Source organism: Gemmatimonadales bacterium (genome assembly GCA_036265815.1).
In the GTDB taxonomy this organism is placed as follows: Bacteria; Gemmatimonadota; Gemmatimonadetes; order Gemmatimonadales; family GWC2-71-9; genus CAVVWJ01.
Genome location: DATAOI010000052.1, coordinates 130,891 through 149,210, shown reverse-complemented (window position 1 = coordinate 149,210; position 18,320 = coordinate 130,891). Strand labels below are relative to the sequence as shown.

At 66.7% G+C, this 18,320-nt stretch carries 19 protein-coding genes; 18 read left to right on the top strand and 1 reads right to left on the bottom strand.

The features are described 5' to 3' along the window. Positions 1-325 precede the first annotated feature (325 nt). The 8 genes from VHR41_11710 to VHR41_11675 are packed head-to-tail and all read left to right on the top strand — an operon-like array spanning position 326 to position 6,886. Positions 326-931, top strand: coding sequence for a helix-turn-helix domain-containing protein (locus tag VHR41_11710; GenBank protein HEX3234856.1), 606 nt, complete (start codon positions 326-328; stop codon positions 929-931). After that, entirely contained in the window at positions 928-2,367 is a 1,440-nt protein-coding gene (gene sufB, locus VHR41_11705) for a Fe-S cluster assembly protein SufB (protein HEX3234855.1), read from the top strand. Before VHR41_11710 ends, sufB begins: the two co-directional genes overlap by 4 nt. Next, a complete protein-coding gene (gene sufC / locus VHR41_11700; protein ID HEX3234854.1) occupies positions 2,364-3,122 on the top strand; it encodes a Fe-S cluster assembly ATPase SufC in 759 nt (252 codons plus the stop codon). The genes sufB and sufC overlap by 4 nt, the downstream gene beginning before the upstream one ends. Further along, on the top strand, positions 3,119-4,426 hold the full coding sequence (gene sufD, locus VHR41_11695; protein HEX3234853.1) for a Fe-S cluster assembly protein SufD: 1,308 nt from the start codon (positions 3,119-3,121) through the stop codon (positions 4,424-4,426). Before sufC ends, sufD begins: the two co-directional genes overlap by 4 nt. A gap of 5 nt (positions 4,427-4,431) precedes the next feature. Continuing rightward, positions 4,432-5,694, top strand: coding sequence for a cysteine desulfurase (locus tag VHR41_11690; GenBank protein ID HEX3234852.1), 1,263 nt, complete (start codon positions 4,432-4,434; stop codon positions 5,692-5,694). Continuing rightward, entirely contained in the window at positions 5,694-6,140 is a 447-nt protein-coding gene (locus VHR41_11685) for an SUF system NifU family Fe-S cluster assembly protein (GenBank protein ID HEX3234851.1), read from the top strand. Before VHR41_11690 ends, VHR41_11685 begins: the two co-directional genes overlap by 1 nt. Positions 6,141-6,160: 20 nt before the next feature. After that, positions 6,161-6,589 (top strand): BrxA/BrxB family bacilliredoxin, encoded by a 429-nt coding sequence (locus VHR41_11680; GenBank protein ID HEX3234850.1) that lies wholly within the window; start codon positions 6,161-6,163, stop codon positions 6,587-6,589. A gap of 12 nt (positions 6,590-6,601) precedes the next feature. Further along, positions 6,602-6,886, top strand: coding sequence for a hypothetical protein (locus VHR41_11675; protein HEX3234849.1), 285 nt, complete (start codon positions 6,602-6,604; stop codon positions 6,884-6,886). On the opposite strand, the gene VHR41_11670 is transcribed toward VHR41_11675, so the two are convergent. Continuing rightward, positions 6,887-7,105 carry a ferredoxin gene (locus VHR41_11670; GenBank protein HEX3234848.1) on the bottom strand — a complete coding sequence of 73 codons (219 nt, stop codon included), beginning with the start codon at positions 7,103-7,105 and terminating at the stop codon, positions 6,887-6,889. Positions 7,106-7,198: 93 nt separating this feature from the next. Here VHR41_11670 and mnmG point away from each other — a divergent pair, with 93 nt between their 5' ends. The 10 genes from mnmG to VHR41_11620 all read left to right on the top strand — a co-directional run bounded on the left by mnmG (position 7,199) and on the right by VHR41_11620 (position 18,301). Continuing rightward, entirely contained in the window at positions 7,199-9,058 is a 1,860-nt protein-coding gene (gene mnmG, locus VHR41_11665) for a tRNA uridine-5-carboxymethylaminomethyl(34) synthesis enzyme MnmG (protein HEX3234847.1), read from the top strand. A gap of 1,033 nt (positions 9,059-10,091) precedes the next feature. Then, positions 10,092-10,907 carry a ParA family protein gene (locus VHR41_11660; protein ID HEX3234846.1) on the top strand — a complete coding sequence of 272 codons (816 nt, stop codon included), beginning with the start codon at positions 10,092-10,094 and terminating at the stop codon, positions 10,905-10,907. Next, positions 10,904-11,797, top strand: coding sequence for a ParB/RepB/Spo0J family partition protein (locus VHR41_11655; protein HEX3234845.1), 894 nt, complete (start codon positions 10,904-10,906; stop codon positions 11,795-11,797). The genes VHR41_11660 and VHR41_11655 overlap by 4 nt, the downstream gene beginning before the upstream one ends. Continuing rightward, positions 11,794-12,588, top strand: coding sequence for a M23 family metallopeptidase (locus tag VHR41_11650; GenBank protein HEX3234844.1), 795 nt, complete (start codon positions 11,794-11,796; stop codon positions 12,586-12,588). Before VHR41_11655 ends, VHR41_11650 begins: the two co-directional genes overlap by 4 nt. Then, positions 12,588-13,010 carry a polymer-forming cytoskeletal protein gene (locus VHR41_11645; GenBank protein HEX3234843.1) on the top strand — a complete coding sequence of 141 codons (423 nt, stop codon included), beginning with the start codon at positions 12,588-12,590 and terminating at the stop codon, positions 13,008-13,010. The genes VHR41_11650 and VHR41_11645 overlap by 1 nt, the downstream gene beginning before the upstream one ends. A gap of 99 nt (positions 13,011-13,109) precedes the next feature. Next, a complete protein-coding gene (locus VHR41_11640) occupies positions 13,110-14,069 on the top strand; it encodes a BMP family protein (protein HEX3234842.1) in 960 nt (319 codons plus the stop codon). A 3-nt stretch (positions 14,070-14,072) separates the two neighbouring features. Continuing rightward, the gene (locus tag VHR41_11635; GenBank protein ID HEX3234841.1) at positions 14,073-14,870 is read left to right on the top strand and encodes a Nif3-like dinuclear metal center hexameric protein; all 798 of its coding nucleotides are present in this window, start codon (positions 14,073-14,075) and stop codon (positions 14,868-14,870) included. After that, positions 14,867-16,360, top strand: a complete 1,494-nt coding sequence (locus tag VHR41_11630) for an ABC transporter ATP-binding protein (protein HEX3234840.1) — start codon at positions 14,867-14,869, stop codon at positions 16,358-16,360. The genes VHR41_11635 and VHR41_11630 overlap by 4 nt, the downstream gene beginning before the upstream one ends. Then, positions 16,350-17,390, top strand: a complete 1,041-nt coding sequence (locus VHR41_11625) for an ABC transporter permease (protein ID HEX3234839.1) — start codon at positions 16,350-16,352, stop codon at positions 17,388-17,390. Before VHR41_11630 ends, VHR41_11625 begins: the two co-directional genes overlap by 11 nt. Beyond that, positions 17,387-18,301, top strand: coding sequence for an ABC transporter permease (locus VHR41_11620; GenBank protein HEX3234838.1), 915 nt, complete (start codon positions 17,387-17,389; stop codon positions 18,299-18,301). Before VHR41_11625 ends, VHR41_11620 begins: the two co-directional genes overlap by 4 nt. Positions 18,302-18,320 lie beyond the last annotated feature (19 nt).

Here is an 18,320-nt window from a genome sequence, read left to right as displayed (position 1 = left end):
GATGGATCTGCCGATCCCAATATGGGAAAATGCGGGCATCCGGGCCAGCAGTCGGATGCACCCTGGCTTCCATGGCCGAAGGTAGCAGCTGCTACTACTCTATTGCAGTTCACGAGGGTCCCGGAGATTGCCAAAGCCCATTACGTTCCGCTTGTTCCAGCCACCATAAAACGTTGCAGATTCTAAACCTGCGCGTTCGCACCAAGAATATTGCGCGAACTGACAATCCCGACTAAAACACTATCATTCGAGCATGGGTACGCCGCTTCCTATCGCTCCCGGCTCCAACGGGCCGCTCGGTCAACGCGGACCACGGGGTCTCGTGTTGAGCCAGCTCAAACGCGAGCAGCGGCTCACCGCCAAGCAGCTTGCCGGTCTGCTGGGTACCTCACTGAACGCCGCGCGGCACCATCTCAAGGAATTGGAAGCGGAGGGTCTGGTCGAGTACGAGCGCGAGCACCGGGGGGTCGGGGCGCCGGCCTTTGCCTACCGCCTGACGGAGGCCGGCCAGGCTCTCTTCCCCCGACGGTACGCGGAGACCCTGACCGTCGTGCTGGACCACGTGGTGGCGCGAGAAGGACGGGAAACGGCGGTGGCCTTGCTGGAGGGTTATTTCGCCGCCTTGACCCATCGGTTGCAGGAGGAGCTCCAAGGGCGAGGTCCCGGTGAGCGCCTCCGCGCGGTGGCCCGCACCCTCTCGGAGGAGGGCTATATGGCGGAGGGGTCCGGTGAGGGGGCCGACGCCACCCTCACCGAGCACAACTGCGCCATCCCCGCCGTCGCCGAGCGGTTCCCCGAGATCTGCGCCGCCGAGGCCCGCTTCCTTGCCGAGGTGCTCCAGGCGGACGTGGACCGCCGCGAGCACATACTCAACGGCTGCAGCGCCTGCGAATATCACGTGCGGTTCAAGCCCGCACAGGAGACCCTATGAGCTCGTCGGTCGAGACGCTCGTCAACACGGCATACAAGTACGGCTTCGTCACCGACATCGAGTCGGATGTGGCGCCCAAGGGCTTGAGCGAGGACATCGTCCGCCTCATCTCCGCCAAGAAGAACGAGCCTGAGTGGCTGCTCGAGTGGCGGCTCAAGGCCTTGCGCGGGTGGCAGAAGATGGTCGAGCCCCATCATTGGGCCAACATCCGTTACACGCCGGTGGACTACCAGGCCATCAGCTACTACTCGGCCCCCAAGAGCCGAAAGCCGCTTGGCAGCCTCGACGAGGTCGATCCCAAGCTGTTGGAGACCTACCAGAAGCTCGGCATCCCGCTCTCGGAGCAGAAGCTCCTGTCCGGCGTGGCAGTCGACGCCATCTTCGACAGCGTCTCCGTGGGGACCACCTACAAGGCAAAGCTCGCCGAGCAGGGGATCATCTTCTGCTCCTTCGGCGAGGCCGTACGGGAGCATCCCGAGCTGGTCCGGAAGTATCTCGGCTCCGTGGTTCCGGCGAGCGACAACTTCTTCGCCGCGCTCAACGCCGCGGTCTTCAGCGACGGCTCCTTCGTGTACGTGCCCAAGGGCATCAAGTGTCCCATGGAGCTCTCCACCTATTTCCGAATCAACAGCGCGGAGACCGGACAGTTCGAGCGCACACTGATCATCGCAGACGAGGGGGCGTCGGTGAGCTATCTCGAGGGCTGCACCGCTCCCAAGCGCGACGAGAACCAGCTCCACGCCGCGGTGGTGGAGCTGATCGCGCTGGACGATGCGTCGATCAAGTACTCCACCGTGCAGAACTGGTATGCCGGGGATGAAGCGGGTCGGGGCGGCATCTACAACTTCGTCACCAAGCGCGGCAAGTGCGCCGGCAACAACTCCAAGATCTCCTGGACCCAGGTCGAGACCGGCTCGGCGATCACCTGGAAGTACCCCAGCGTGCTGCTCCAGGGCGACAACTCGGTCGGAGAGTTCTACTCGGTGGCGGTCGTGAACGGCTGGCAGCAGGCCGACACCGGCACCAAGATGATCCACATGGGGAAGAACTCCCGCAGCACTATCGTGTCCAAGGGCATCTCCGCCGGTCACGGGCAGAACAGCTACCGCGGCCAGGTCAAGGTGCTCCCCAAGGCCACCGGAGCACGCAACTACACCCAGTGCGACTCGATGCTGATCGGAAACGCCTGCGGGGCGCATACCTTCCCGTACATCGAAGTGCAGAACACTTCCTCCTCCACCGAGCACGAGGCGAGCACCTCGAAGATCGGCGAAGACCAGATCTTCTACCTGAAACAGCGGGGACTCAACACCGAGAATGCGATCTCCATGATCGTGAACGGCTTCTGTAAGGAAGTGTTCAAGGAGCTTCCCATGGAGTTCGCGGTGGAAGCGCAGAAGCTGCTCGGCATCAGCCTCGAGGGGAGCGTAGGATGATCGAGATACGAAACCTGCACGCCACCGCCGGCGACAAGGAGATCCTTCGGGGGATCGACCTCACGGTAAACGCCGGCGAGGTGCACGCGGTCATGGGCCCCAACGGCTCCGGCAAGAGCACGCTGGCCCAGGTCCTGGCTGGGCACCCGGCATACGAGGTCACCCGGGGATCGGTGATCTACGAGGGGCAGGATCTGCTCGAGCTGGAGCCTGAGGCGCGGGCCCAGGCGGGCGTGTTCCTGGCGTTCCAGTATCCGGTCGAGATCCCTGGCGTCAGCAACGCCTACTTCCTGCGCGCCGCGTACAACGAAATCCGGAAGGCCCGGGGCATGGAGGAAGTCGACTCGATGGACTTCCTGGATCTGCTGGAGGAGAAGCTCAAGGTGGTCGAGTGGGGCCCCGAGATCATGAGCCGCGCCGTTAACTCCGGCTTCTCCGGGGGCGAGAAGAAGCGCAACGAGATCCTCCAGATGGCCGTTCTGCAGCCCAAGCTGGCCATTCTGGACGAGACCGATTCCGGGCTGGACATCGACGCGCTCCGGATCGTCGCGGCCGGCGTGAATACCCTCCGGCGCCCGGACAACGCCACCATCGTGGTGACCCACTACCAGCGCCTCCTCAATTACATCGTCCCGGACTACGTACACGTGCTCACGGCGGGCCGGATCGTGAAATCCGGCGGCAAGGAGCTGGCCCTGGAGCTGGAGGCTCGGGGGTACGAGTGGCTGGAGGAAGCGGTGGAGTCCGCGTCGTGAGCGAGAGCTTCGTGCAGGAGTTCGAGGCGCTCAGCGGCACCGCCACCGCCGAGTCGCCGGACTGGCTGGAACCGGTGCGCCGGTCGGCCATGGAGCGGTTCGCCCGAACCGGATTCCCGGCCAGCCGGGACGAGGAGTGGCGATTCACGCCGATCGGGCCCATCACGCAGGGAAACTGGCGGCCGGCCGCGGTGGCCCCGGTGAAAGTCGCTCGGGCTCACCTCGATCCGTTCATCTTCGGGCACGCGGAGTGGACCACCCTGGTCTTCGTGAACGGCGCGTATCACGAGGGGCTCAGCACCGCGGGTGAGCTGCCGCCGGGCGTTCGGGTGGGCAGCTTGTCCGAGGCGCTCCGCTCGGATGGCGCGCTGCTGCAGGGCCATCTCACCCGGCACGCCCCCATCGACGGCAGCCCGTTCACGGCGCTCAACACCGCGTTCCTGCGAGAAGGCGGACTGGTCTACGTTCCGGCCGGCATGGATCTGACGCGGCCGGTCCACCTGGTGTTCGTGACCACGGCGGACGCGGGCGGCACCGTCACCCATCCGCGGAACCTGCTGGTGGTCGAGCGCGGGGCCCGCGCCTCGGTGATCGAGAGCTACGTCACCCTGGCGCCGGGTCAGACCTACTGGACCAACCCGGTCACCGAAGTCGCGGTCGGGGCCGCGGCCTGGCTGGAGCACACGCGGATCCAGCGGGAGAGCGAGCAGGCCTACCACGTCGGCCTCACCCAGGTCGACCAGCAGCGCGATAGCCACTATCGATCCTTCTCGCTTGCCATGGGTGGCGCGCTCGCCCGGCATAACCTGCACGTCCGGCTCAACGACGAGAACATCGAGACCCTGATGTACGGCCTCTATCTCACCCGGGGCGAGCAGCTGGTGGACAATCACACGGCCATCTACCACGATCAGCCCAACTGCCGGAGCTGGGAAGTGTACAAGGGCGTGCTCGACGGCCGGTCGCGAGGGGTCTTCAACGGCAAGGTGTTGGTCAAGCCCGAGGCCCAGAAGACCGACGCCAAGCAGACCAACCGAAACGTGCTGCTGGGCGATCACGCGCGAGTCGACACCAAGCCTCAGCTCGAGATCTTCGCCGATGACGTGAAATGCACCCACGGCGCCACCGTGGGCAAGCTCGACGACGTGGCGCTGTTCTACGCCCGGAGCCGGGGACTTCCGGCGGCCGCGGCGCAGCGGCTGCTGCTCTACGCGTTCGCGGCGGAGGTGGTGGATGAAGTGGCATTGGAGCCGGTGCGGATCGAGCTCGACCGTCTGATCCTGGAGCGCCTCGGCGGAATCTGACCACGATGACCGCGGCTCCCGTCCCCACCCTCGCGACACCGGTACCTGTCCCGCTCGACGTCGAGCGACTGCGGTCGGACTTTCCCATCCTGGGCCAGCCGGTGCGGGGAAAGCCGCTGGTCTATCTGGACAACGCCGCCACCAGTCAGAAGCCGCAGGTGGTGATCGACGCGGTCACTCGTTTCTACGCGAGCGAGAACGCGAATATCCATCGCGGGGTCCATTTCCTGAGCGAGCGGGCGACCCTGGCGTACGACGCGGTGCGGGAAAAGGTGGCCCGCTTTCTCAATGCCGGCTCGGCCCGCGAGATCATCTTCACCCGCGGCACGACCGAGAGCATCAACCTGGTGGCCCAGAGCTTCGGGCGCGCCGTGCTCCGGCCGGGAGACGAGGTGTTGATCACCGGCATGGAGCACCACTCGAACATCGTGCCCTGGCAGCTCGTCTGCGAGCAGACCGGCGCGCGGCTCCGCGCGATTCCCATCACGGATACTGGCGAGCTGGACCTCGAGGCTTTCGATCGCCTGCTGGGCGAGCGCACCCGTCTCCTGGCCCTGGCACATCTCTCGAACGCCCTGGGGACCATCAATCCGGTCCGCGATCTGGTGGCACGCGCCCATGCACGCGGGATTCCGGTGCTGGTGGACGGCGCCCAATCGGCGCCCCATCTGGGAGTCGACCTGCAGGCGCTGGACTGCGACTTCTTCGCGTGCTCGGGCCACAAGATGTTCGGCCCGACGGGTGTGGGCGTACTCTACGGGCGCGAGGCGCTGCTCGAGCGGATGCCGCCCTGGCAGGGCGGGGGAGACATGATCGCGTCGGTCACACTGGAGCGTTCCACCTGGGCGCCGGTCCCGGCCAAATTCGAGGCCGGCACGCCGATGATCGCCGAGGTGATCGGCCTCGGCGCTGCCGTGGACTACCTGAGCGCGGTGGGGCTCACGGCCGTCGCGGCCTGGGAGCACGAGCTCCTGGCCGTGGCCAGCCAGCGAGTGGGCGACATCGAAGGGGTGCGGCTGGTGGGCACCGCGCCCGCCAAGGCCAGCGTGCTCTCCTTTGTGATGGAGGGCGTCCACCCGCACGACATCGGAACGGTGCTGGACGATGAGGGCATCGCGATCCGGGCAGGGCACCACTGCGCGCAGCCGGTGATGCAGCGCTTCGGGGTTCCCGCTACGGCGCGAGCATCCTTCGCGGCTTACAACACCCTGGAGGAGGTCGACGCACTGGTTCGAGGACTCCGCCGGGTCCGCCAGGTGTTCGGCTGATGAGCCTTAACGAGCTGTACCAGAACGTCATCCTGGAGCACAACCGCTCGCCCAGGAATTATCGCTCCATGGACGACACCGACCGGAAGGCGGAGGGGCACAATCCGCTCTGCGGCGACCAGCTCACCGTCTGGGTGCGGGTGAACGACGACGTGATTCAGGACGCCAGCTTCCAGGGGTCGGGCTGCGCCATTTCCAGGGCCTCGGCGTCGCTCATGACCAGCGCCGTGAAAGGGAGGACCCGCCGGGAGGCGGAGGAGCTGTTCCGGCGTTTCCATCGCCTGGTGACCGGCACGCTCGAGCCCGCCGAGGCGGAAACCTTGGGGAAGCTCGCCGTGTTCTCCGGTGTGTCGGAGTTTCCGATCCGGGTAAAATGCGCCAGCCTGTCGTGGCACACGCTCAAGGCGGCGCTGGATGCGCCGGGCCACACCGTCTCCACCGAATAATTCAGCCAGGAGTCAGCCACATGCCGTACAATCCCGCTTTGGTCGCGCCAATGCGCGAAGAGATGACCCGCATGGGCGCCAAGGAGCTCACCACCGAGGCGGAGGTCGATGGCGTCCTGGGCGACCAGAAGGGGACCGCGCTGGTGTTCGTCAACTCGGTCTGCGGCTGCGCGGCGGGGAATGCGCGCCCGGCCTTGCGTCTCGCGCTGGAGCATGCGGTGCGCCCGCAGCAGATCGTAACCGTCTTCGCGGGACAGGATCTGCAGGCGGCCGCGCGTGCCCGGCAATATTTCAGCGAATACCAGCCCAGCAGTCCATCGATTGCGCTGTTGCGGGATGGCGAGGTGGTGCACTTCGTCCACCGTCACCAGATCGAGGGGCGCACGCCGCAGTCGATTGCCGCCGACCTCACGTCGGCGTTCGATCGATTCTGTGGCGCCACGGTCTGACGCGGGGCCGGGATGACGGGCCAGGTCTTTCATCCGGGGCATCACGAGCTGCACGGCATCACCGTGGTGATCGAGACGCACGGGCCGCGCACTTACGTCGGCCGCTTCGACAGTGAAGATCAGCAGGGATTGCACCTGCTGGACGCGGGAGTGCACGAGGCCACGGCCGGCGCACCGTCGAGGGATGACTATCTCAGCCGAAGTGCAAAGTTCGGGGTGCGCGCGGAGCACAAGCACCTGATCGTGCCGGCGCACGAAGTCGCGAAGATTACCCGCCTGGGCGAGCTGGCGCAGTGATCAGGCGGGCCAGACCTGCTCTTCGAACTCATCAATCAGGGTGATCGCGTCGACCGGGCAGGCGCGGGCCGCGTCGAGTACCGCCTCGTCGTCCTCACCTTCCGCGTCGTGCACGACTGACACGTTGTCGTCACCGAGCTGGAAGACTCCGGGCGCGAGCCCGATGCACTCGCCATACGCACTACACAGGGCGCGATCGATCTTGATGCGATAGGGCATGGCCTTTGGGGTGGGAGTCGGGCTAAGATAGGACGCGGTTCCCGCCCGTGCCAGAGGGTCCCACCTCCCCGCCAGGGCTTCTATCTTCTCCCCATGACCGATCGATACGACGTGATCGTGATCGGCGCTGGACATGCCGGCGCGGAAGCCGCCACCCTGGCGGCAAGGTCGGGTGCGCGCACCCTCCTTCTGACCCAGAATCTCGAGACCATAGGCCAGATGTCGTGCAATCCCGCCATCGGCGGGATTGCCAAGGGCACCGTGGTGCGCGAAGTCGACGCGCTCGGCGGGATCATGGGCCGAGCGACGGACCTCGCGCGGATTCAATTCCGGATGCTCAACGGCTCGAAGGGACCCGCGGTCCGCTCGCCTCGCGCCCAGTGTGACCGCGGCCTCTATCGTCGTGCGGTGCGCTCGCTCCTCGAGCGCCGAGCCAATCTTGACACGGCCCAAGGCACTGCCGCCACATTTCTGATGAGCGGTCACCGGGTTCAGGGCGTCACCACGCTGGATGGCCGGCGGTTTCAGGCGCCGGCAGTTGTGCTCACGGCCGGGACCTTCTTGCGAGGCCGGATACATCTGGGGCTCGACACGCAGATCCCGGCCGGTCGCGCGGGAGAGGCGCCATCCTTAGAAATCTCGCAAGTGATTGAGAATCTTGGGGTTACGACTGAACGCTTCAAGACAGGAACGCCACCTCGGATCGATGGGCGGTCGGTCAACCTGGACGCCCTGGCTCGGCAGCCGGGCGACGATTCTCCCTTCTGGTTCTCCTTCTATGAGCGCGCCCACCATCCTCGGCAGCTTCCCTGCTACCTGACCCACACCGGCGGCCGGCTGCGGGACATCATCACTCGCCACCTTCGAGAGTCGGCCCTGTACGGCGGAGCGATCAGCGGTCGCGGCCCGAGATACTGCCCCTCGATCGAGGACAAGATCGTCAAGTTTCCCGAGGCGGAGCGACATCAGATCTTCCTCGAGCCCGAGGGTCTCGATACCACGGAGATGTACGTCAACGGGCTTTCGACCTCGTTGCCGGCCGGCGTGCAGCTGGAGTTCCTTCGCACGATTCCGGGACTGGAGCTGGTCCGCATGACTCGCCCCGGATACGCGATCGAGTACGACTATTTCCCGCCCACTCAACTTCGGCCCACGCTCGAGTTGAAGCACATCGAGGGCCTCTTCTTGGCTGGCCAGGTGAACGGCACAACCGGCTATGAGGAGGCCGCAGGCCAAGGGGCCATCGCCGGTTTGAACGCCGCGGCTTCCGCGCTCGGCAACGAAGCAGTCGTAGTGGCGCGGGACGAGGGGTTCATCGGCGTGCTCGTCGATGATCTGGTGAGCCGCGGGGTGGATGAACCCTATCGGCTGTTCACGTCCCGGTCGGAATACCGACTGCTACTGCGCCAAGACAACGCGCTCCGCCGGATTTTCCCCCTGGCGGAGCGGCTCGGCCTCCTGGAGGCCGACGAGCTGCGTACCGCTGAAGTCAGACTCAAGGCCGAAGAGGAGGTAAGGGATTTTGCGGAGGCCACTTCGCTGAGTCCATCCGATTCGGCTCCGATCCTCGAACAGGCGGGGTTTAGCCCCACAGCAGAGCCTCAACGGCTCTCGGATCTGGCTCGGCGCCCAGGCGTCTCGACTCTGGGGCTACTCCGGGCCGCGGGCTGCGCGGCTGACCCGGAAACGACCGAATGGGCCGATATCGAATTCAAGTACACCGGATATTTGCGGAGGGAGAGGACGGCAGCCTCGAATCTCAGTCGAATGGACGCGTTCCGCCTTCCGGCCGATCTCGACTACGAGAGTCTACTCACGCTCTCGTTCGAGGCCAGGGAGAAACTTCATCTGGCTCGCCCAATGTCCCTCGGACAGGCGAGTCGGATTCCGGGCGTGTCCCCAAGTGACGTTCAGAGTCTTGTGATGGAGGTACTCAAGATTCATAAACAGTAGGGTGTGTTTCACGTGAAACAGGGCTCGCCAGGCATGGCAATCGAGTTAGCAACACATCCTCATCAGCAAAAGCTCATCCGCAAAGCCTCGTCAGCAAAACTTCTCCAACTTCTCCAGCATAGCCTCTCAGCAGAGCCTCTTCGCACCTCTTCCTAGCCGTCCCCGTTAGCTGCTGCAAGCTCCTCGTGGGCTTCGCACATGTGACGCCCTGTAGAGTCTCCAGCCTCACGCCACTGTCGCGCGACAGAACCCCCGCCAAACTGCTGATCCGCCGAGTGTACTCGGATTTCACGCTTTAGGTCCGAGTCCTGCGGCCGCGGCCTCCTCCTCAGGGCCGGCTGAGACCGGTGTACCGATCGAGCCTTCGTTCCAGTCAGTCTGCTCTCCTCCGTCTCCCCCCGAATCGGCCTCCTCATCCTGGTTCAACGGGGCTCCGCACCCCCTGCCGATAGCCCTCCCCCTTCCGGGCCTCACTCATTCGGCTCCTTCGCACTCCTTCCTGGTTCCCGACCCCAGCCTCGATGCGGGATCTTTGGCGATCACTTCGGCTGGCGATCCGACCTCCCTTCCAGCCCCGCGCTCAAGCCCCGGGCCGGCACCCATTCTCCCGCCTCAGCAACTCTCCCTCTCCGGCTCGTTCCTTCTCCTTTCCCCGGCCCTCGCCTTGTCCTGCCTCCATACGCATCGTCTGCTCTCCACCCCCTCATCGCCTGCTCCCCCTCCGCCTCCCTCCCTTCATCGGCTCGTTCTCCCGTGCCTCCTCCCACTCTCCCCTCTCCTCCTTTCGCTCCGGCTCCTTTCCACGTATCTCGCCGCCTCACTGCCTCAGTCTCCAACTCCGCTCGTGCGCACTAGACTCCCTCGTGGTGCTTCTTCAATCAATCGCGTTTCACGTGAAACACAGTGTTTGCGCTGACGCCTTGCATGCCTATATTGCACCTTGTCGCCAGTTCCTAGGCCAGACCCCCTTCCGGCCAGCGATAGCAAAATACATCTAAGCTATTACCCCACAAGAACTTAAAGAAAAGCCTTCATGGCACATATCATCGCGATTGCCAATCAGAAGGGTGGCGTCGGGAAGACCACGACTGCCGTGAACCTGGCCGCTTCGCTCGCCGTGGCAGAGCGGCGCACCCTGCTGCTGGACGCCGACCCTCAGGGGAACGCCACCAGTGGCGTAGGTATCACCAAACACGACTTGGAGTTATCGCTTTACGACGCACTGGTGGAGGGGCTGCCGGCCAAAGAAGTCATCGTCCAGGTTCCGGGGCTGCCTCATCTGTCGGTCTTGCCCGCGACCCAGGACCTGGTCGGCGCCGAGCTGCAGCTCGTCGAGCGCCAGGGTCGTGAGGCGGCGCTTCGCGGAATACTGGCCGATCTGCAGGATGACTATGACTACATCGTGGTGGATTGCCCACCGTCGCTTGGTCTGCTGACTCTGAATGTGCTCGCCGCCTCGAACGCAGTCGTGATCCCCATCCAGTGCGAGTACTATGGCCTTGAGGGCATCTCGCAACTCCTCAATACCGTCCGGCTGGTCCAGCAGAACTTCAATCCCGGACTGGCCATCACCGGCGTGCTCCTCACGATGTACGACTCGCGGTTGAACCTCTGCCGCCAGGTGGCGGAAGACGCCAAGGAATACTTCGGCGCCAAGGTCTTCGCCACGCCGATTCCGCGCAACGTGCGGCTGGCGGAGGCGCCGAGCTTCGGCAAGCCGATTCTGTTGTACGACGTGCAGTCGGTCGGGGCCAAGAGTTACCTCGCCGTCGGTCAGGAGCTGCTTCGCCGAGTGGAGAGCGGAGCGCTCGCCGAGCCGCCGGCCTCTCTCCCGGAGGTGGCCACATGAGCGAAACCAAGCGGTTGGGGCGCGGGCTCGAAGCGTTGCTGGGGCCGGTCTCGCGGGAGCAGTCTGGGGTGCCGAGTGGACTCCGCGAGCTGCCGATCGCGAGCGTCCGGCCGAACCCCTATCAGCCGCGGAGCGAGATCGACGAGACCGCCTTGGCCGAGTTGGTCGCATCGATCGAATCCTCCGGGCTGCTGCAGCCGATCGTGGTGCGGCCGCGGAACGGCGGGTATGAGCTCATCGCGGGCGAGCGGCGGTGGCGCGCTGCCGGGCGGCTCGGGTGGGGCAAAATCCCGGCGGTGGTGAAGGAAGTCGACGATCAGACGCTGCTGACCCTGGCGCTCATCGAGAATCTGCAACGCGACGATCTTTCTCCCATCGACGAAGCCACCGGGTACCAGCGTCTCGCCGCCGAGTTCCACCTGCCCCAGGCGGAGATCGCCCGGATGGTGGGACGGAACCGGGCGACGGTAGCCAATCTCCTTCGCCTGCTTCAGCTCCCTCCCGAGGTGCAGGCACTGCTGCATCAGCGGAAGCTCTCGGAGGGGCACGGGCGCGCGCTGTTGGCACTGGAGGATCCTGCCCGGATGAGCAGCCTGGCGCAGGAGGCCGTGGAGCAGGGATGGTCGGTTCGCGAGATGGAGGCGCGGGTGCGCGGCGACGTGAGTGCCGAGGTGCCGGCCGTAGACCGGCCCCGCCGCCCCCGTGCGGCCCCACGCGCAGTGAGTGCCGACGCCCGCCGGGTGGAGGACGAGCTCCGGAAGCGCCTCGGTACCGACGTACGGGTGACGACCCGGCGAAGGGGGCGCGGGTTTCTCACCATCAGCTATTACTCCAACGACGATCTTGCTCGGCTGCTCGAGCTCATGCTCGGCCGACCCTTCGAGGGATGAGGGTCGGGTCACGCGCGGTCACCGTCGTCATCCAGCGGGATGGCACGGCGCGGGCGCAGACCCTCCGGGTTCCGCTATGGGTCCTCCGCGCCGCAGGGGCGTTCGCCGGCACCGCGGCGTTCGCCCTGATCGTGGTGGCAGCGCTCTATGGGCCGCTGCTCCGAGCCGCGGCTCGAGTGCCCGGCCTCGAGCGACAAGTCTCTCGGCTCCAGGCCGACAACGCCAAGATTCGCCAGCTCTCTGCTGCCCTCGACAGCCTCGAATCCCGTTATGCCCAGGTGCGACAGATGGTGGGTGGAGACATCGTGCGCGACCCGCTCACCCTGGGCGCGCCGCTGCCGGTGGCTCCCCAGGTATTGGCGCGGGTTACCGCCCCGGCCCCGGGGCCGGCCTACGGGCTCACCCTGCCAAGCCGCTGGCCTCTCGACGAGGCGGGCTATCTCACACGAGGACAGGTCGGGACGGGGTCGGCCGATGAAGCTCATCCCGGCATCGACGTCGCCGTGCCGATCGGAAGCGTCGTGCGCGCGGCCGGCGGCGCCACGGTGCAGCAGGTCGGCGAGGATCCGGAATACGGGTTCTTCGTCCTGCTGAGCCATCCCGACGACTACCAGACCATGTATGGCCACTTGTCGCGGATCCTGGTCACGGCCGGCGCAGCGGTCGCGCCCGGTGAGGTCATCGGCCTGAGCGGCAATACCGGCCGATCGAGCGCGCCGCACCTGCATTTCGAAATCCGTCAAAAGGGTGTCTCACTGGATCCGCGCACCATGATCAAAGAGGGGGGCTGATGGGGATTTTCACCAACCCGGCGAGGGACGAGCAGGGAAACGAGCTCCGCCGCCGGCGCACCGACCAGATTCCGTTTTCGATCGTCGCCAGCGACATGACGGTCATCGGGGACCTGGAGACCGAAGGCGTCGTACGGATCGAGGGCCGGATCCGGGGAACGGTGCGGGCCGCGGCCCAGGTGCTGGTGGCCGCCGGTGCCGTGATCGAGGGCGACCTCCACACCCAGGAAGCCGTCGTGGCGGGGCAGGTGAGCGGGGCCATCCACGCCCGTGACCGGGTCGAGCTCCAGGCCAGCGCCATCGTGACCGGAGACATCCTCACGCCGCGCATCGCCATCGTCGAAGGGGCCAAAGTGAGCGGGGAGGTCAAGATGGATCAACCCGACGGAGCGCAACCGGCGTCGGATTCCCACAAGAGTTGATAAATCGCCCTAAGTTGTGGACAATCATTTACTTTGAAAACGATTCCGAAGTGGTTGAGGTCGCTTGTGCGACCATTGTGTCGTCATGCTGCCGTGCTGATGGCTCTAGGGGCCTGCTCGGCACCGGCTGCGCCGGCCGGGATCCGCGTTGGCCTCATCACTCCGGGATCCATCGCCGATGCGGCCTGGAACTCCGGTGCCTACCAGGGGCTCAAGGAGATCCATGATTCCCTCGGTCTGGCGATCAGCCAGGTTGAGGCGCGGACGCCAGCGGAACAGGATGAGGCGCTTCGGACCTACGCCGCGCAGGGGTTCGATCTGGTCTTCGCCCACGGCTTCGAGTTTCAGGACGCGGCCGAACGAGTGTCGGCTCAGTATCCGAAGACGGTGTTCATCATCACCTCGGGGTCGCGAGCGCGGGGCAATGTCGCCCCGCTCATCTTTCGGCTGGAAGAGGCCAGCTACCTGGCAGGCATGGTGGCAGGGGGGATGACTAAGAGCAACGTGTTGGGTTTCGTAGGCGGAATCGAGCTACCCCCGATCGAAGCGGCCTACCAGGGCTGGGTCAATGGTGCCACCGCAGTGAACCCCAAGGTGAGGAGCCGCAAGATCTACCTGAACAGCTTCGATGACGCCGCGGCCGGTCGGGAGGCCGCGCTGGCTCTCATCCGGGTGGGCGCCGACATGTTCCACCACAACGCGGATGCGGCCGCCCTGGGGATGTTCCAGGCGGTCAGAGAATCCCGGGGGGTCTACGCCTTCGGCGCCAACGCCGACCAGGCAAACCTTGCCCCCGACCGGGTGGTGGGGAGTGCCGTCATCGATCTTCCCCGGGCCCTGCTCCTGGTGGCGAGAGAGGTGAAGGCGGGGAAGTTCACCCCTCGAGTGGAAGCTTTTGGCTTGGCCAGCGGCGTCCTCCGGTATGTTCCCAACCCCCGATTGGACAGCCTGGTCCCGTCCGCCCTCAAGGCCCGGGTCAAGGCGGCCGCCGATTCGATCGCCTCGGGCGCCCTGCTCGCCGCGCCCCGGCCCGCCTCCATGCAGGCGATGCGTCCCTGACGGATGAGTGACGCCGCCCAGCTCGGCGACCTGGTCGGGTACCTCGACCGCTATCTCCGCATCGCGGAGGTGCCCGACGAACGGAATGCGGTCAACGGTCTGCAGGTGGAGAACCGAGGAAAGATCGGAAGCATCGTGGCAGCGGTGGACGCCAGCCAGGCGACCATCGATGGCGTGCTGGATGAATCCGACTCTCACCGTGCGCCGCCCCTCCTGCTGGTGCACCATGGGCTGTTCTGGGATGGCAACCTTCCGGTGACGGGGCGACGCTACCGCCGGATCGCCGCCCTGCTGGAGCACGACGTGGCGCTCTACTCGGCTCACATTCCGCTGGACCTGCATCCCGAGGTCGGCAACAACGTGGTGCTGGCCGAGCGGCTCGGGATCGAAATCGAGGGATGGTTCGGCGATTACCGCGGCACTCCCATCGGGGTCTGGGGTAGTGCCCCGGCTCGGCTGGCCCCGAGAGAGGCCCTGCTGGGCGAGGTGAACCACGCGCTGGGGACGCTCCGCACCGGTGGCAAGCTCATTCCCGGCGGACCCGAGCGGGTGGGCCGGATCGGGATCATCACCGGCGGCGCGGGAAATATGGTCGGTGCCGCGCGGGAGGCGGGTCTGGATACCTTCATCACCGGGGAAGGCGCGCACTACACCTACTTCGATGCGATGGAGGGGGGCCTCAACGTGATCTTCGCGGGTCACTACGCCACCGAGACTCTGGGAGTTCAGGCCCTGGCCTCGCATCTGGCCGAGCGGTTCGAGCTGGAGTGGGAGTTCCACGACCATCCCACCGGGCTGTGACCGTCGATCCGGCCGCACCGGCGCTCGAGCTCCGCCAGATCCAGAAGCGCTTCGGCTCCGTGCAAGCTCTGCAGGGGGCCGATTTCACGCTCGGACCCGGTGAAGTGCACGGCCTGCTGGGCGAGAACGGAGCCGGCAAGACCACCCTGATGCACGTCGCGTACGGGCTGGTCCGGCCCGACGCGGGTCAGGTGCTGGTGGCCGGAGTTCCCCGCGACGTTGGCTCGCCTCGCGCCGCCCGTCGGCTCGGCATCGGCATGGTCCATCAGCACTTCACCTCCATTCCGGCGCTCAGCGTGGCGGAGAACGTGGCGCTCGCCGCGGGGTGGCCGATTGCACCGAAGCCGCTGCGCGGCCGGGTGCAGGCTCTGGCCGAGCGGGTGGGCCTGCCGCTCGATCCCGACCTGCTGGCCGGGCGTCTCAGCGTGGGCCTGAAGCAGCGCCTGGAGATCGTCAAGGCACTCGCGGCCGACGCGCGCATCCTCCTGCTCGACGAGCCGACGGCGGTCCTCGCGCCGGGGGAGATCGATGAGCTGCTCCGGGTAATGCGGACCTTCACCGCCTCCGGCGGATCGGTCGTGCTGATCACCCACAAGCTGGACGAGGCGCTCGCCGCGGCCGACCGGGTGACGGTGCTTCGACAGGGCAAGGTGGTCCACACCGGCCAGGTGGCGGGGGAGACGCCCGCGTCGTTGGCGCGGGCGATGATCGGCGGCGAGTCCAAGGCTCTACCGGGACTCGCACCCCCCGACGCCACACCGCGGGAGAGCGCCGATTTCACCGGGCCAGCATTGGTGCGCATCGAGGCGCTCGAGGTACCCCGCGAGAGCGGATTCGGGATCGCCGTGCGCCACGCATCGCTGGTGGTGCATGGCGGCGAAATTCTCGGCGTCGCGGGAGTGGAGGGCAATGGGCAACGCGAGCTGCTGCGGGCTATAGCGGGGCGTCTGCTTCCGATCAGAGGAAAACTCGACGTGGCGGGTCCGGTCGCCTTCATTCCGGAGGACCGGACCACCGAGGGATTGATTCCCGATCTCACGCTGGCCGAGAACGTGGTGCTGGGATCCCGGCCGGGCGATCCCTGGCTTCGGCATGGGCGGATCGATTGGCGTCTCGCCCGCCGGCGTACGGCTGTCCTCCTGCAGGACTTCTCCGTAGCCGCGCCCGGTCCGCAAACCCGCGCCTCCGCGCTCAGCGGAGGCAACCAGCAGAAGCTGGTGGCCGCACGAGAGCTGGCCCGCGCACCCCGGGTGATCGTGGCCGAGAACCCGACACGCGGGCTCGATATCCGGGCGGCTGCCGAGATTCACGCCAGACTGCTCGAGGCGGCAGCCGGCGGGGCCGCCATACTGATTCACTCGAGCGATCTGGATGAGGTTTTCCATTTGGCCCACCGCATCGTCGTGATGAATCGAGGCGCGGTCCTTTCCGTCGGAACCAGCCTGACGCGGTCACTGATCGGTGAGCTGATGGTGACGGGTGCGGCCTAGCGGCTCGGCGGCGGCGCTGGCTCTGGGCCTCCTGGCCCTGGCGTTGAGCCTGCACCTGGCGGGTTACGACGCGACGGCCGCGCTCGGCTCCCTCTGGCAAGGGGCATTCGGCTCCTGGTACGCGCTCACCTCCGCGACTTTGGTCCGGTCGGTCCCGCTCATCATCATCGGGCTGGGTATCGCGCTCGCCTTCCGGGGCGGCGCTCTCAACATCGGCGCCGAAGGCCAGTTCTACGCGGGAGCCATCGCGGCCACCTGGGTCGGACTGCACGTCGCCGGCCATCCGGCTCCGGTCGCCATCGCTTCCGTCTGGGCGGCGGCCGTCCTCGCCGGCATGGCCTGGGTCGCCGTCCCGATCCTGCTCAAGCTCCGATTCGGCGTGCTCGAGGTGATCAGCACGCTGCTGCTCAACTTCGTCGCGGAAGCGCTGGTCAGCCTGGTGGTGCAGGGACCGCTGCAGGAGCGGCAGCATATCTATCCCCAGAGCGATTCCATCGCTCCGGCCGCCCGGCTGCCGTTGCTGCCCGGAAGCCGGCTGCACGCCGGCTTCGCGCTTGCGCTGCTGGCGGCGCTGGTGCTCTGGTATCTCTTCGCGCGCACCCATTGGGGCTTCAAGCTTCGCGCGGTAGGCGCGGGAGCGCGGGCGGCGGAAATTACCGGCCGCATCGACGCACGGCGGATCACGGCGGTGGCGCTCCTGGGCTCGGGTGGGTTGGCTGGGCTGGCCGGCGGTGTGGAGGTGAGCGGTGTCTCCTACGCACTCTTCCAGAATCTCTCCCCGGGATATGGCTTCACCGCCATCGCCGTCGCGCTGCTGGCGCGGCTCCATCCGCTAAGCGTGGTGGCCACCGGGATACTGTTTGGCGCGCTGGAGGCGGGTGCCGGGGCGATGCAGCGGGACGCCGGTGTTCCCGCCGTCGCGGTCTATGTGGTGGAATCGGTGGTGATCCTGGTGGTGCTCCTAGTGGACGTGGACCGCCGTGAGGCTACGGCCGGCAGGAAGGCGCGAGCGATGCGCCTGCCGGCTTGATCGATACGCCGGGGCTGGTCGGCGGCTTCCTAGCGGCGTCGGTGCGGGTCGCGACTCCGCTGCTCCTTGCCGCGACAGGGGAGACGGTGAGCGAGCGGGCCGGGGTCATCAACCTCGGACTCGAGGGAATGATGCTCGCTGGGGCGCTCGCCTCCGCGCTCGGCGCCGCCTGGTTCGGACCGTGGACCGGCGTCGGCTTCGGCATGCTGGCCGGAATGGCGCTCGCGGCGCTCTTTGCGCTGGTGGCGATCGGCGCCCGGGCCGATCAGATCATCTCGGGCACGGCGCTCACGCTTGGCGCAGTCGGATTGACGGGGATGATCTACCGGCAGGCACTGGGCACCGGTGGTGCCGGTCCGGCGGTCGCCACGCTCCAGGCAATCCGAGTCCCCGGACTTGCCCGGATTCCCCTGCTGGGGCCGGCGCTCTTCGATCAGCCGGCGCCGACGTATCTCGCCTTCCTCCTGCTGCCGGTCGTGTGGTGGGTGCTGTTTCGGAGCCGCCCCGGACTGGCGCTTCGGGCGACCGGAGAGTCTCTGGCCATGGCGCGAGCGAACGGGATCCGCACCGGGTGGGTGCGGGCCGGCGCCACCATCGCGGGTGGGGCGTTCGCCGGACTGGCGGGGGCCACACTGGTGCTCGCGCAGGTCGGTTCGTTCGCGGAGCGGATGACGGCGGGGCGCGGGTACGTGGCCATCGCGATCGTGGTGCTCGGCCGTTGGCATCCAGCCGGCGTCGCGGTGGCATCGCTGCTGTTCGGAGTGGCCACCGCGCTTCAGTTCGTCTTCCAGTCGCTCGGCCTGGCGGTCCCCTACCAGCTCTTCCTCATGCTGCCGTATCTGCTCACGCTGCTGGCGCTGGCGGGCGCGGTGGGGCGAATGCGGGCACCGGCGGACCTGGGGAGGGGGTAAGGCGACCCAGCGCCCGGAA